Below are 13,851 nucleotides of genomic sequence, written 5' to 3'. Positions count from 1 at the left end.
CTGCATCCTTGCAGCGGGGTACGACAAGTTCCGACCGGCAGCATCGTGAGCTCAGTCGGCATCCGACGTGGAGGCGGGTGCCTTCTCGTCGGCAGCGGGCCCGTCGTCGCCCGCCAGCTTGGCGTTGGCCTTCTCGTCACGCTTCTCCTTGAGACGACGACCCAGCCACCAGAACGGGTTTCGCTTTTTCGGCTTCTCGTCGGCCTCGTCCGCCTGCTCCATCGGCACGCCCTTGTACACCGCGAGGTACACGCTGATCGTCGTGACGATGATGATCATCAGCACGGGGCCGATCACGATGCCCCACGCGCCGAACATCGCGATGCCTGCGAACACGGCGAGCAGCATCAGCGCTGAGTCGAGACGGGCCGTGCGCGGCACCAGGATCGGTCGCAGGAAGTTGTCGATGTTCGTCACCACAATGAGGTGGAAGACGATCACGAACACGCCGCCGAAGACGTTGCCGAACAACATCATTCCGATCCCGAATGGAATCGTGATGATGCCGCTGCCCAGTGGAATCACCGAAAGCGCGCTCAGCAGCACCGCGAACAGGAAGAAGCCCTGGTGGAATCCGGCGATGTAGATCGACGCCGCGCCCGCGACACCCTGGCAGACCGCGATGACGAACTGGCCCATCACGGCGCCCTTCACCATCGCGCCCATCTTGGACATGTAGAGGTCGGTGATCTCCTCGCCCAGTGGGTTGAGCCGGCGGATGAGCAGCAGCACCTTCTCCTGGTTGGTCAGCAGTGAGAGGAACACGTAGAAAAACAGGATCGCCGCGGTGATCCCGCCGAACAGCCCGCCCGCCGCGCCCTGCAGAAGGCCGAGCAGCCACTGGCCGGCGTCCTGCGCCACGGTCGCCATCGAGCCACGCAGCGACTCCGGGGTGACGGTAGTATCGATGAACGGCACCCGCGCTAGAACGTCGTTGACGAGTCGCAGCGTCCGGTCGCCCAGTGCGGACAGATCGGTACGGCCGACCCACTCCGCCACCCGCTCGACCATGTTGGTGATCTGGACGACGGCGAGATAGACGAACAGCGTCATCGGCACCACCACCACCGCCGTCGCGGTCAGCAGCGTCAGTGTGGCCGACAACCCGGTGCCCATGCGCCGGTTGAGCCGGGTGTAGAGCGGTGAGAACAGGTACGCGGCAACGGCAGCCACCACGATCAGAATGAAGTAACCGCGCAGGAAGTAGGCGCCGAAGACGATCGCGATGGCGGTCGCGATGGCCAGCGCGCGCTTCTGGGACAGCGTGAATTCAGTGTTCATTGCGGCCATGTCTAACGAACTTCGGTGCGCACGCGCGATTGTTTGGCCCGTTGGCTTTCGATGAACCGCATCGACAGACGATTCATCAGCGTGGGCGTGAGCCGTGCGAACAGCCACTGAGCGCGCGCGAGTGGTGGCTTCACCAGGATCGCCTTGTTTTTCTCGATCGCTCGCAAGACGTCGCGCGCCAAGCGGTCGGCGTCATATGGTTTGCCGCCTTGGTTCTGCAGGAAGTAGTCGCGTCCGACGAATCCGCCCACCGCGCCCTTGTCCAGGATCGGCGTCTCGACGGCCGCCGGGCAGACGACGAGCACACCGACGCCGCGCGGTCCGGCTTCCGAGCGCAGGGCGAGCGACAGGCCGACGACGGCGTGCTTGGTCGTCACATAGCTGGTGATCTGACCTGCCGCCGTCAGTCCCGCCATCGAGGCGGTGTTGACGATATGCCCGTGTCCCTGCCGCAGCATCTGCGGGTAGGCCGCGGCGACGCCGTGCACGACGCCGCGGATGTTGACGTCGATGATGGCGTTCCATTGGTCGAGCGTCAGCAGTTCGGTGTCGCCGCCCCAGACGATGCCTGCGTTGTTGAACATCAGGTCGAGGCGTCCGGCCCGCTGCACCACTTGGTCGACAGCTTCCTGCACGGCCACGGCGTCGGTGACATCCAGTTGCGCCGCACGAACATTGGCACCCAGCGCCGACGCGGTGCGCGCTGCGGCCGCACCGTCGACGTCGGTGCAGAGCACGTCCGCGCCGGCGACGGCCAACGCCCGGCACAGCGCCGCGCCGATACCCGATCCCGCGCCGGTGACGACGGCGGTCTTGCCCGCGAAGCCCATCGCTATGCCTCCGCCAGTTTCATCACATGACCGAGGACATCGGGATACTTCTTCAGGTGCGCACCGCCGTTGAGGTCGAGCACCTCGCCGGTCAGCCACCCGGACTTGGGGGAGCAGAGGAAAACCACCGCGTCGGCGATCTCCTCCGGTTGTCCCGCGCGGCCCAGTGCGGTGTTGTCCGCGTAGTCCTCGACGAGGCCGGGGACAAGCGACGACCCCGCGGTGAGCGGCGTTTCGACGAATCCGGGCGACACGGCGTTGACGCGGATACCCCGTGGTCCCAGTTCGAGCGCGGCCACCTGAGTCAGCATCGACAGGCCGGCCTTGGCCGAGCAGTAGGCGCTCATCCCCACTGCCGGTTGGCGACCGTTGAGTGAGCTGATGGAGACCAGCGATCCGCCCTCTCGCAGGTTCTGCCCCGCGTACTTGGCGACGATGAACGCCCCGGTGAGACAGACGTCGACCACCGAGCGGAAATCCGCGACGGACAACTCCGTGATGAGGCCAAGGCTGCCGAAGCCTGCGCAGTTGACGACGACGTCCACCTGCCCGGTGTCGTCGAACAGTCGCTGCACGCTGGCCTCATCGGTGACGTCGACCTCGGTTGCGGTATGCGGATCACCGAGTTCGCCTGCGCGCGCGTGTGCGCCCTCGGCGTTGCGGTCGGCCACTACGACGCGGCAGCCGTCGGCGGCAAGTGCCTTGGCGCTGGCCCAGCCGATGCCGGACGCAGCGCCGATGACGACTGCCACCCGCCCGTTGCTCATACAGTTGCCCTTTCGAAGGCGCAGTGGAACGCGTTCCAACTTAGCGCTTTGACACACTCGACCCGTGACCGAATTGAAGATGTCGGAATCGACGTATGTCGAGGTGTCGCCGGATCAGCTCTACGCGATGGTGTCGGACGTGACCAGGATGGGCGAGTGGAGCCCGGTCTGCCGGGCCTGCTGGTGGGACGAGGGTGACGGCCCGCAGGTCGGCGCGTGGTTCACCGGCCGCAACGTGACGCCGGAACGGACGTGGGAGGCCCGCTGCCAGGTGGTGGCCGCCGACCCCGGCCGCAAGTTCGCGTGGGAGGTGAATAACGGCTGGGTGTATTGGGGCTACACCTTCGAGCCCGAAGGTGAGGGCACCCGCCTCACCGAGTCGTGGGAGTTCCTGCCGAAGGGTATCGCCGGGTTCCGCGAGCGCCTCGGCGCCGACGCGGATGCCGAGATCGAGAAACGCCGGGACGCCGCGCGCGACGGCATCCCGGCCACTCTCGCCGCGATCAAGAAGGCCGCCGAGGGCGGTTAGTCCTTGATGTGTTGCTTGGCGTCCTCGTAGTCGCCGGTCGGCGCGTCAGGGTCGAGGGTGTAGACCAGATGCATCACACCGGTCTCGAAGGTGTTCGAGGACAACAGTTTCAGCGGAATCGGCGAGTCGGCCGCGACGTCGTTGTCGAACAGGCGCGCGCCCTTGCCCACGGCGATCGGGTGCACGAGGAGGTGTAGTTCGTCGAGCAGTCCGGCGGTGAGCAGCTGACGCACGACGGACACCGATCCACTCATCGCGATATCGCCGTCGCCGGGCTCGTTCTTCAGGGCGGTGACGGCCTCGACGAGCTCGCCGGTGAGTAGTTCGGAGTTGCGCCAGGTAAAGGTCAGATCCTGGTTGGAGACGACGATCTTGCGCGTGTCGCCGAGGGATTTGGCGAAGGCCGCGTCCTCACCGCCTCCGGCTTCGCGGTCGGGCCACGCTTCGGCGAAGCTGTCATAGGTGACGCGGCCGAGCAACAGCGTGTCGGCGGCGCCGAACTGGCCGCCGACGGCGGCCCCCATCTCGTCGTTGAAGTAGGGGAAGTGCCACTCGTCGGGCGCCTCGGTGACTCCGTCGAGCGAGATGAACAGGCCAGCGGTGAGTTTCTTCATGCCACTACTGACCGTGTGCTGGGCCGAAACTCATCGCGACCGGCGTACAGCTATGCGCCGTCCACTGATTCGACGTGCTCTCGTACCAGCGCGGGGAAGCGGCCGCGGTCGGGTCGGAAAATGTCGTGCGGCGAGTCGGCGAATTCACACAGCCGGGCGTCGGGAAACAGCCGATGGTAACGCGCCCACGAGTCGTCGTCGACCAATGGACTGTTCGGGCTGCGGACCACCAAAAGCGGTGGCTGCCAACGCGATAACGGCTCCCAGAACGACTGCGCACGTGCCGCGCGGAATGTGTGGATCGCCGCCTGGCGATCGAGACGCTCACTGACCGGCGAACCGCGCCAACGTCCGTCGAGCAGGGGCAGATAGCTCTCCTCCGGAACGGCTATCTCCTCCGGGATGTAGTCGCCGATCGAGATCGAGCGCACGCGGTCGGCATGCTCGACGGCCCAACGGAGCGCGTAGGCAGTCCCGCGGGAGAATGTCATCACGTGCACCGGCCCGTCGCTGACCGCGTCGACGATCGCGCCGATGTCACGGCTCAGCGTCGCGGAGTCGTAGCCGTCGGCAGGCACGCCGCTTCGGCCGTGACCGCGAAGGTCCAGCACCACCGCACGACGGCCGAGAAAGGGCAGTACCTCGACGTAGTCGTCGGCGACGTCGGTCATTCCGGGCACGAAGACGACCGGCGCCCTGGTGTCGGCGCTGTTCACTTCTACGAAGTGAATGCGGGCACCGTCGCTGTCAGCAAACCGTGATGTCATGACAGTCAGTACCTTGCCCGCCCGACGGGGACCGTATTGGATGATTCGGGAAAGCGATTGTGTCCGAACCGATTCCGCCTGATGCAGCGGATGTCGAGTGGCCGGCGATCGTCATGAGATATGCTGATGTGATCGTAGGTTCGTCGCGTGCCCGCCATTTCGGTTACCGTCTGCGATTTACTCCATAGCGGACGGGAGCACCGTCGATGGTGCAAGTCGCTTCCCAGGCTCCACGCGTGAACCGATTGGCATTGTGTGATCGATCCGAGGACCCGGGCGCCGTCGACGGCGCCTGGTGGCCGCGCACCCTGGAACTTCGGACCGAACTGCCGGATCTGATCGCGGTGTTCGGGCGGTTGATCGGCCCGGTGCGCCGCGTGGTCTTCGACCCGACCACTTGGATGCCTGCCCCGTCGCGAATCATCCGCGGCTCCACGGTGATCTCTGTCGATCCCTATGCGATGGTCGCGCGCGACACCATTCTTCTGGTCGGCACCCATGCGCGTGATGCGGTGCTCTACATCGTGCCGCCGTCGACCGCCGGATCCGGCGCCGATGGCATCCTCCAGGCGGTCGCCGATGCGTCGCAGCCGATGAGTGTGTCGGTGTTGCGCTATCTGGTTCGCAATTCCACGGAGGCGCCGGCACAAGCCTCGACGTAGGGCGCAGCGCTGGGGTCAGCCTTCCGGCGGCGGCGCGGCTGCGATGCTGAGCGCAGGCTCCTCGGCCTCGGACTTCATCTGATGGAACAGTTCGACGTAGTAGGGCAGACATTCGGCCATCGCCTGCTCGGTGGTGAACAGCGGCTCGTAGCCGAGGTCGCGCTTGGCCTTGGCGATGGAGAAGTAGTTGTCTAGGTAGAGCCGCTCGACCCCAAGCGGTTCGATCATCGGCTTCGGCAGGCCGAACCGGAAGTGCAGCCACTGCCACACCGTCATCGCGACAAATACGAGCCGGCCCGGTACCCGCAGCTTCGGGTAGCGCTGACCGCACGCCTCGACCACCGGGCGCGAAAATTCGAACATGTTGACCGGTTCGCCGTCATTGATGAAGTACGCCTGACCCGGGGCTGTTCCACCGGGCACCAGGTGCTGGGCGGCGAGGATGAATCCGTGGATCAGGTTGTGCACGTAGGAGTTGTCGAGTTTGACGTTCTTGGTGCCGACGAGCACTTTGACGTGCCCGGCGAGCACGCTCTCGAACACCTTGCGGAACATTGTCTGATCACCGCGGCCCCAGATGCCGCTGGGTCGGATCGAGCAGGTGAGCAAGCCCCCAACACCGTTCTGTGACAACACGAATCGCTCGGCGGCAACCTTGGTTTCGGTATACAGGTCGTTGAAGCGCTCGGTGTAGGGCAAGGATTCGTCGCCGCCTGAGATGCTGCGCCCGCCCATCACGACGCTGTTGGACGCGGTATAGACGAACCGCTTGACCCCCGCCTTCTGCGCGGCATGCACGAGGTTCTCGGTGCCGGTGACGTTGACCGCGAAACTGCGCTTGCGGTACTCCTCGGTGACCGACCCGCCGCCCATCAGATCGATGATGGCCGCGGTGTGGAACACGGTGCCCACGCCCTCGACGGCCGCGGCCACGGTGTCGGCGTCACAGATGTCGCCCACAACGACCTCGAGCCCCGGACGTGCCGGCAGCGGAGACGGGGCGCGGTCGAAGGAGCGGACGGTGCATCCTCGTTCGAGCAGTTCGGTCACCAGATTGGCGCCGACGAAGCCGGAACCGCCGGTGACGAACACGACGCCCAGATCGGGAGTGGTCAGCGTTGAATCACCCATGCCGCAGAGCATAAGTGAAACGTGTTCTAATTTCGAGCCTTCAGCCGAAAACCGGTTCCTAAATCAACTTTCTTCCGGTTCCTTGGCGGCCAGCGCGTCCTCGACTCGCTTCCGCGCACCAGCTAAGTGCTCCTCGCAACGTCTAGCCAGCTCCTCGCCTCTTTCCCAGAGCTTCAGCGACGTATCCAGATCCAGTCCACCCTGTTCGAGCTGCTGTACAACTGCGATCAGCTCGTCGCGGGCTTCTTCGTACCCCAGCTCACTAATGGGCTTCACTACCCACCCTCTCTGGACCCTCACTGATCGCTGTGACGGCACCGTCGGCCACCCGCACCCGCAGCCGGGCACCCTTCGGCGCGTCGGACGTCGTGCGCAGCACGTCGCCGTCGGGCATGGACTGCACGACCGCGTAGCCGCGCGCCAGCGTGGCCGCCGGTCCCAATGTGCTCAGCCGAGCCGACAAGTGCCCGATCCGGTCGGACTCCGCGGCCACCAGGCGGGTGATGTCACGACGGGCGGCGGCACGGGCGCGGTGGATCTCGTCGGCTCGCGCGGTGACGGCCGCCAACGGCTGCGCCAATATCGGCCTACTGCGCAGCTGGTCGATGATCCGCTCCTCGCGGTGGACCCAGTTGCGCAGAGCTCGCCCGCCGCGGCCGCACAAGTCGCTGATCAGCGCCTGCTCGGCCGCTGCGTCGGGCACGATGCGCTTGGCCGCGTCCGTCGGCGTCGCCGCCCGCAGGTCGGCCACCAGGTCGCACAGCGGGTTGTCGGGTTCGTGGCCGATGGCACTGACCACCGGCGTCGTGCACTTGGCGATCTCCCGGCACAACGTCTCGTCGGAGAACGGCAGCAGGTCCTCGACGCTGCCGCCGCCGCGAGCGATGACGATGACGTCGACGTCCTGATCGGCGTCGAGCTCACGCAACGCCGCGACCACCTGCGGCACGGTGTTGGTGCCCTGCACGGCGGTGTTGCGAATTGCGAAATGCACTGCGGGCCAACGGTCGGAGGCAACAGAGACGACATCGCGTTCGGCGTGGCTGGCGCGCCCGGTGATCAGACCGATGGTGCGCGGGAGAAACGGGATGGGGCGCTTCAAGCGGGGATCGAAGAGGCCCTCGGCGTCCAGGAGGCGGCGCAGCCGCTCGATGCGCGCGAGCAGCTCGCCGAGGCCCACCGCGCGGATTTCGTAGATCCGCAGACTGAAGGAGCCGTTGCGGGTGTAGAACTGCGGCTTGCCGTGCATCAGCACCTGGGTGCCCTCCGCCAACGGCACGGGGGCGTTCGCGACGAGGTCACGCGGGCAACTCACCGTCAGCGACATGTCGGCGGCCGGGTCGCGCAACACCATGAACGCGGTCGAGGAGCGCAGCTTCAGCTCGGTCAGCTGCCCTTCCACCCACACCGTGCCCAGTCGGTCGATGTACTTCGCGACCCGCATTGCGACGGCGCGCACCGGCCAGGGGTTGTCTGGCGACTTACCCGGCTCGCCGTCGGTCACTTCGCGGTCGCGCGGGTGATCCTGTTGGCCAGCAGGGTCTGGAAGGGTGCGCGCGCCTTGGTGGCGTCCTCGTAGGCGAGCAGGGCCTCCAGGTCGGCGACCCGCAGGGTGTTCAGGCGGGCCCGCAGCTGGGCCAGCGTGAGCGACTCGTAGTCCAGTTCGGTGACGATCTCGGGTGCATCGGCGGGCGCGGTCGGCGCGCCGTTCTGCCCAGGCTCGGTGGGAGCCTCGGGCTCGCCGCCGCTGAACAGCGCGAACCGTCCCTCGGTGAGCCGCTCGCCGTCACCGGCGGACGCGGTCGGTGGGCCGTCGTCGAGATCCTCGTCGAACGTGGCCCACTCGGGCTGCTCGTCCTTGGGCGGAAAGATCGACTCGAGCGTCTCGTCGCCCTTGTTGACCAGGTCGGCCACGTCCTGCTGCACCTTCATCACCAGGTGCGCGATCTGGCTCACGACGGTCATCGGATAGGTCAGGATGGTCTGCGGCAGCTTGCGGGTCTCTTCGACGGCGGTCACCGCCGCACCAACCAGCAGACGGACCCCAAACGGTGCGGTTGCCATGACCACAGCCTACGGCGGGGCTCTCCGCTGGTCCGGCAAGCCCGTGGATGCGTACCCTGGAACCATGCCGTCGACAATCAACATGGGGATTCCGGGCTCCTCCAGCTCGGTCACTGGCGGCGTCACCGGCAAGCGGGTGTTGCTCGCCGAACCGCGAGGCTACTGCGCCGGGGTTGACCGTGCAGTCGAGACCGTGGAGCGCGCGCTGGAGAAGCACGGCGCCCCGGTCTACGTCCGCCACGAGATCGTGCACAACCGACACGTGGTCGACACGCTCGCCGCGGCGGGCGCGGTGTTCGTCGACGAGACCGACGAGGTCCCGCACGGCGCGATCGTGGTGTTCTCGGCACACGGCGTCGCCCCGACCGTGCACATCACCGCCAAGGAACGCGACCTCAAAGTCATCGACGCGACCTGCCCGTTGGTGACCAAGGTGCACAACGAGGCCAAGCGCTTCGCCCGCGACGACTACGACATCCTGCTCATCGGCCACGAGGGTCATGAGGAGGTCGTCGGTACCGCAGGAGAGGCGCCCGACCACGTCCAGCTGGTCGACGGCCCAGAAGCGGTGGACAACGTCAGCATCCGGGACGAGAACAAGGTCATCTGGCTGTCTCAGACCACGCTGTCGGTCGACGAGACCATGGAGACGGTGCGGCGCCTGCGCGAGCGCTTCCCGACGCTGCAGGACCCGCCCAGCGACGACATCTGCTACGCGACCCAGAACCGTCAGGTCGCGGTCAAAGCCATGGCGCCGGAGTGCGAGCTGGTCATCGTGGTCGGGTCGCGCAACTCGTCGAACTCCGTGCGGCTGGTCGAGGTCGCGCTGAACGCCGGCTCCAACGCGTCCTACCTCGTCGACTACGCCGACGACATCGATCCCGCCTGGCTGTCGGGGGTGACGACGGTCGGAGTGACCTCCGGCGCATCGGTGCCCGAGATCCTCGTGCGCGGTGTGCTCGAGCGGCTCGCCGAATACGGCTACGACATGGTGCAGCCGGTGACGACGGCCAACGAGACCCTGGTCTTCGCGCTGCCGCGGGAGATCCGACCCGCCCGAACCTAGTGCGGGCCCTACTCGCGGCGTTCGTCGCCGTTGTGCTGATCCTGGCCGGTTGCTCGGCTTCGGAAGACCGTCTGGACAGCGCCGTTCGCGCGTTCGCCGACGCGCTGTCCAAAGGCGACGCCGCGGCAGCCGCTGCCGTCACCTCCGACCCGGGTCCCGCGAGCGACACGCTGCGTCCGCTCTTCGAGAGCCTCGGCACGGACCTGCAGGTCGAAGCCGGCGATATCGAGCGCAAGGACAACGCCGCCACCTTCACGCTCAACACGACGTGGAAATTCCGCGACGGCAGGACCCAGTGGACGTACACCACGAACGGCACAGCCACCGAGTCCGGCGAGGACTGGAAGATCGACTGGGACGCCGCCGCCGTCGCGCCGGGCCTGAACCGCGGTCCGCTGTCCTACACCACCCTCGCCCCCGATCCGGCGGCGCGGGTGCTGGATCGCACCGGCGCCGAACTGCTGACCCAGCATGTCGTCACGCTGGTCAACCTGTCGCCGGATGCGGACCTCAACGCCGTTGCAGCGCTGGTCAACCCGCTTGCTCCCGGAATCACCGCGCAGTCCCTGCAGGATGGCCTGACCGCCGCGAACGGTCAACCGTTCACGGCGATCACCCTGCGTCAGGAGGATCTCGCGCCGATCGAGGCGCAGCTGTCGGCCCTACCCGGTGTGACGCTGGCGCCGCAGACCCGGCTGCTGGCCACCGACAAGACGCTGACGTCGCCGACCTTCTCGGGGCTGTCCGAGTTGTGGCAAGAGCGCACCGACGCCGCCGCCGGGTGGGCCGTCACCGCACAGACCGCCGCTGGCGTCCAGAAGGTCGGCGGGCAGGAGCCCCGACCCGTCGGCGACATCGCCAGCACCCTCGACATCGCTCTGCAGCGGGCCGCCGAAGGTGCGCTGACGCCGATCCCCACCCCGGCCGCGCTCGTCGCGATCCAGCCGTCGACCGGCGACCTTCTCGCGGTCGCCCAAAATGCGCAGGCCGACGCGCAAGGCCCGATCGCGTTGACAGGCCTCTACCCGCCCGGATCGACCTTCAAGACGGTGACCGTCTCCGCCGCGCTGCAGGCCGGCCAGGTCACGCCGGACAGCGTCGTCGCGTGCCCGGGCACCGAGAACATCGAGGGTCGACAGATCCCGAACGACGACAATTTCGAACTCGGGCAGGTGCCGCTGCACACGGCGTTCGCGCGGTCCTGCAACACGACGATGGGCCGGCTGGCGGTCAATCTGCCGCCCGACGCCCTGACCAAGGCGGCCGCGCAGCTCGGCCTCGGTATCGACTACACCTCGCCCGGCATGACAACGGTGACCGGCAAGGTTCCCGTCGCCGACACGTCGGCGCTGCGGGTCGAGGAGGGCATCGGGCAGGGCCAGGTGACGGCGACGCCGTTCGGCATGGCCCTGGTGGCCGCGGCCTTGGCGCGCGGCTCTGTGCCCCCGCCGACGATCGTGTCGGGTGCGCCCGGGACGCCAGACCGCACACCGGACGCGCTACCTGCGACGGTCGCCGAGCAGGTGAAAACGATGATGCGCGAGACTATTACGGGCGGCACCGCGTCTCAGTTGCAGGACATTCCCGACATGCTGGGCAAGACCGGAACCGCTGAGTACATCGACGACCAGCACGCGCACGGGTGGTTCGTCGGCATACGTGGCGACCTGGCGCTGGCGGTGTTCATCAGCGATGCGGGTAGTTCGGGTCCCGCTGTGGACGCGGCGGGCCGCTTCCTGCGCGCCCAAGGCTAGACGTCGTACTTCCAGCCCTCGGGCTCCCAGTCGCGCGCTGTCCGTCGCCGCGGCGCCGGGGTCTCCTCCGCACCGCGGTAGCGCACCCGCGATACCGGATGGTGCGTGCCGTTCCCATTGGTGCCGTGCGGTTCCAGGGGCTCGTAGTCGTCGAGACGTCGCCGCCGCGGCGGGCGCTCGTAGGTGCGGTCGGCGGGAGGGACCGATTTGCGCGGGTTCGACGACGAGGTGCGGGACCTGCGGCGTGGCTCGACCGGGGGCTCGGTGGACCGGCTGGCGCGGGCGCGACGCGTCCGCTCCACGACCGGCTCGATGATCTCGGTCTCGGGCGCCCGGTTCTGGCGCGATCGCGATGACGTCGTGCGCTTGGCGGTGCGGCTCTTCGAGGCGGCGGTGCGCGTGGAACGCTCGGTGCTGCGCTTGCGGCGTGGGGCCGGGACGGCTTCGGCGTCGTCCTGCTCGTCCTCGTCGGCGTCGTGGGTCAGCAGCGACGACATCTTCGAGGTCACCGCTGACTTGAGCCCGCCGGCGGCGCTGTCCTTGGCGGCTTTGGCGTCCTTGGTGTCCCGTGCGGTGGTCCGCGGCGTCGCTCGGCGCGTGGACATCCCGTAGTACCAGCGGGCCATTCCGATCAGCAGCACACCGGCAGAGGTGAAGAACATCAACGGGAACCGTTCGACCAGCGGATAGCCGCAGTTGATCGCGAGATCCTTCAGGCCGTCGAGCTCGCCGTTGTGGAACAGGAAATAGGCCGACGGCACGGCGCCGAACAGGATGAGCGGCGGCTGGATGACGGCGGTGAAGACGCCGGACTGGCGCACCGCGAGCACGGCGGCCACACAGCCGATGACGTACACGGCAGCGAACACCGTGCTCAGATCTTTGTTGCCCGATCCGGCGTCGAACGCGAACCCGATCGCGGTCGCTGTGACGGCGAGCACAACAGCACCCCACGACGGGATACCGGGGAAACTGGGATGCGCAGAGCGATGGTCGGGCGTTACCGCCGACCTGGCACGCTGTGCTGACACAGGTAGACCGTACCGGCTTCTGCTTGAAGTGGCTGTGAGCGCGGTTCTGGCGCGCCCGTCACAGTCTCCTAGACTGTCGACCCTGTGGGCCTCAACCTTGGAATCGTCGGCTTGCCTAACGTCGGCAAATCGACTCTGTTCAACGCGCTGACGCGCAACGACGTGCTGGCGGCCAATTACCCGTTCGCGACGATCGAGCCGAACGAGGGAGTCGTGCCGCTGCCCGATCCGCGGTTGGGCGAGCTGGCCAGAATGTTCGACTCGGAGAAGATCGTCCATGCGCCGGTCACATTCGTCGATATCGCCGGAATCGTCAAGGGCGCCTCGGAGGGGGCCGGCCTCGGCAACAAGTTCCTCGCCAACATCCGTGAGAGCGACGCGATCTGCCAAGTCGTGCGGGTGTTCACCGACGACGACGTCGCCCACGTCGACGGCCGCATCGACCCGAAGTCCGATATCGAGGTCATCGAGACCGAATTGATCTTGGCGGACATGCAAACGTTGGAGCGGGCGATACCGCGGCTGGAGAAAGAGGCGCGCACGCACAAGGACCGCCGGCCGATGCACGAAGCCGCGGTCGCGGCGCAGGACATCTTGAACGGGGGCGCGACGCTGTTCGGCGCGGGCTTCGACGCATCACTGCTGCGCGAGCTGAATCTGCTGACCACCAAACCGTTCCTGTACGTGTTCAACGCCGACGAGGCGGTGCTGACCGACGAGGCGCGGGTGGCGTCGCTGCGTGAGATGGTCGCGCCCGCCGATGCGGTGTTCCTCGACGCAAAGATCGAGGCCGAGCTGCAGGAGCTCGACGAGGAGTCGGCCGCCGAGCTGCTGGAGTCCATCGGCCAGACCGAACGCGGCCTAGATGCGCTGGCACGGGCAGGTTTTCACACCCTGCGGTTGCAGACCTTCCTGACGGCGGGACCAAAAGAGTCGCGCGCGTGGACGATTCACCAGGGCGACACGGCGCCCAAGGCAGCCGGCGTCATCCACACCGACTTCGAGAAGGGTTTCATCAAGGCCGAAATCGTCTCCTACGACGACCTGATGGAAGCCGGCTCGATGGCGGCGGCCAAGGCCGCGGGCAAGGTCCGGATGGAGGGCAAGGACTACGTGATGTCCGACGGCGACGTGGTCGAGTTCCGCTTCAACGTTTAGCGGTCCCGAGCAACATATTCCTCGTCGAAGTCTTCTGCGTGTCGTAGGCCGTTGACGAACGCGGCGAAGTCCGGTGCGAGAGTAGTGATCCGGTAACCAACTTCCTGATCGACGTGGATCACACTGGGCTCGTCGTCGCGGGCGCGGAAGTCGAGAGCGATCATGTCGTGACCTGGCGCTCGTTGTCT

16 protein-coding genes are annotated in these 13,851 nt (G+C 67.0%); 5 read left to right on the top strand and 11 right to left on the bottom strand.

Annotated features, from left to right (window positions below; translation table 11 throughout):
• Nucleotides 1-51 precede the first annotated feature (51 nt).
• The 3 genes from N4S67_RS02235 to N4S67_RS02225 are packed head-to-tail and all read right to left on the bottom strand — an operon-like array spanning nt 52 to nt 2,887.
• Nucleotides 52-1,281 carry an AI-2E family transporter gene (locus N4S67_RS02235; RefSeq protein WP_260991303.1) on the bottom strand — a complete coding sequence of 410 codons (1,230 nt, stop codon included), beginning with the start codon at nt 1,279-1,281 and terminating at the stop codon, nt 52-54.
• Between the two features lie 11 nt (nt 1,282-1,292).
• Nucleotides 1,293-2,120 (bottom strand): SDR family NAD(P)-dependent oxidoreductase, encoded by an 828-nt coding sequence (locus N4S67_RS02230; protein WP_260991302.1) that lies wholly within the window; start codon nt 2,118-2,120, stop codon nt 1,293-1,295.
• 2 nt (nt 2,121-2,122) lie between these two features.
• Nucleotides 2,123-2,887 carry an SDR family NAD(P)-dependent oxidoreductase gene (locus N4S67_RS02225; RefSeq protein WP_260991301.1) on the bottom strand — a complete coding sequence of 255 codons (765 nt, stop codon included), beginning with the start codon at nt 2,885-2,887 and terminating at the stop codon, nt 2,123-2,125.
• Nucleotides 2,888-2,951: 64 nt separating this feature from the next.
• On the opposite strand from N4S67_RS02225, the gene N4S67_RS02220 reads away from it, so the two are divergent.
• Entirely contained in the window at nt 2,952-3,416 is a 465-nt protein-coding gene (locus N4S67_RS02220) for an SRPBCC family protein (protein ID WP_390893179.1), read from the top strand.
• Here N4S67_RS02220 and N4S67_RS02215 read toward each other — a convergent pair.
• Both N4S67_RS02215 and N4S67_RS02210 read right to left on the bottom strand, forming a co-directional pair.
• The gene (locus N4S67_RS02215) at nt 3,413-4,030 is read right to left on the bottom strand and encodes a dihydrofolate reductase family protein (protein WP_260991300.1); all 618 of its coding nucleotides are present in this window, start codon (nt 4,028-4,030) and stop codon (nt 3,413-3,415) included. The genes N4S67_RS02220 and N4S67_RS02215 overlap by 4 nt on opposite strands.
• Before the next feature lie 50 nt (nt 4,031-4,080).
• Nucleotides 4,081-4,797, bottom strand: a complete 717-nt coding sequence (locus tag N4S67_RS02210; RefSeq protein WP_260991299.1) for an alpha/beta fold hydrolase — start codon at nt 4,795-4,797, stop codon at nt 4,081-4,083.
• Between the two features lie 236 nt (nt 4,798-5,033).
• Between N4S67_RS02210 and N4S67_RS02205 the strand changes: the two genes are divergently transcribed.
• Nucleotides 5,034-5,459 (top strand): DUF5994 family protein, encoded by a 426-nt coding sequence (locus tag N4S67_RS02205; protein WP_260991298.1) that lies wholly within the window; start codon nt 5,034-5,036, stop codon nt 5,457-5,459.
• Between the two features lie 15 nt (nt 5,460-5,474).
• Here the strand turns inward: N4S67_RS02205 and N4S67_RS02200 are convergent, their stop codons facing one another.
• Genes N4S67_RS02200 through N4S67_RS02185 form a run of 4 tightly spaced genes read right to left on the bottom strand, consistent with a single transcriptional unit; the run spans nt 5,475 to nt 8,654 of the window.
• Entirely contained in the window at nt 5,475-6,602 is a 1,128-nt protein-coding gene (locus tag N4S67_RS02200) for a 3-beta-hydroxysteroid dehydrogenase (RefSeq protein ID WP_260991297.1), read from the bottom strand.
• Nucleotides 6,603-6,653: 51 nt separating this feature from the next.
• On the bottom strand, nt 6,654-6,866 hold the full coding sequence (locus N4S67_RS02195; RefSeq protein ID WP_260991296.1) for an exodeoxyribonuclease VII small subunit: 213 nt from the start codon (nt 6,864-6,866) through the stop codon (nt 6,654-6,656).
• Entirely contained in the window at nt 6,853-8,094 is a 1,242-nt protein-coding gene (xseA, locus tag N4S67_RS02190; protein WP_260991295.1) for an exodeoxyribonuclease VII large subunit, read from the bottom strand. The genes N4S67_RS02195 and xseA overlap by 14 nt, the downstream gene beginning before the upstream one ends.
• Nucleotides 8,091-8,654, bottom strand: a complete 564-nt coding sequence (locus N4S67_RS02185) for a lipid droplet-associated protein (protein WP_260991294.1) — start codon at nt 8,652-8,654, stop codon at nt 8,091-8,093. Before N4S67_RS02185 ends, xseA begins: the two co-directional genes overlap by 4 nt.
• A 64-nt stretch (nt 8,655-8,718) precedes the next feature.
• Here N4S67_RS02185 and N4S67_RS02180 point away from each other — a divergent pair, with 64 nt between their 5' ends.
• Both N4S67_RS02180 and N4S67_RS02175 read left to right on the top strand, forming a co-directional pair.
• Nucleotides 8,719-9,720 (top strand): 4-hydroxy-3-methylbut-2-enyl diphosphate reductase, encoded by a 1,002-nt coding sequence (locus N4S67_RS02180; protein ID WP_260991293.1) that lies wholly within the window; start codon nt 8,719-8,721, stop codon nt 9,718-9,720.
• Nucleotides 9,720-11,474, top strand: a complete 1,755-nt coding sequence (locus N4S67_RS02175) for a penicillin-binding transpeptidase domain-containing protein (protein ID WP_390893178.1) — start codon at nt 9,720-9,722, stop codon at nt 11,472-11,474. Before N4S67_RS02180 ends, N4S67_RS02175 begins: the two co-directional genes overlap by 1 nt.
• Here N4S67_RS02175 and N4S67_RS02170 read toward each other — a convergent pair.
• The gene (locus tag N4S67_RS02170) at nt 11,471-12,505 is read right to left on the bottom strand and encodes a DUF6542 domain-containing protein (RefSeq protein ID WP_260991292.1); all 1,035 of its coding nucleotides are present in this window, start codon (nt 12,503-12,505) and stop codon (nt 11,471-11,473) included. The genes N4S67_RS02175 and N4S67_RS02170 overlap by 4 nt on opposite strands.
• An 84-nt stretch (nt 12,506-12,589) precedes the next feature.
• Between N4S67_RS02170 and ychF the strand changes: the two genes are divergently transcribed.
• Nucleotides 12,590-13,663, top strand: a complete 1,074-nt coding sequence (gene ychF, locus N4S67_RS02165) for a redox-regulated ATPase YchF (protein ID WP_260991291.1) — start codon at nt 12,590-12,592, stop codon at nt 13,661-13,663.
• On the opposite strand, the gene N4S67_RS02160 is transcribed toward ychF, so the two are convergent.
• Entirely contained in the window at nt 13,660-13,827 is a 168-nt protein-coding gene (locus N4S67_RS02160) for a hypothetical protein (RefSeq protein ID WP_260991290.1), read from the bottom strand. The two genes, ychF and N4S67_RS02160, sit on opposite strands and share 4 nt — an antisense overlap.
• Nucleotides 13,828-13,851: the final 24 nt, after the last annotated feature.

The organism is Mycobacterium deserti (assembly GCF_025345615.1).
GTDB lineage: Bacteria > Actinomycetota > Actinomycetes > Mycobacteriales > Mycobacteriaceae > Mycobacterium > Mycobacterium deserti.
The sequence above is the reverse complement of the archived record's forward strand: the minus strand, read 5'-3'. Positions and strand labels throughout refer to the sequence as shown.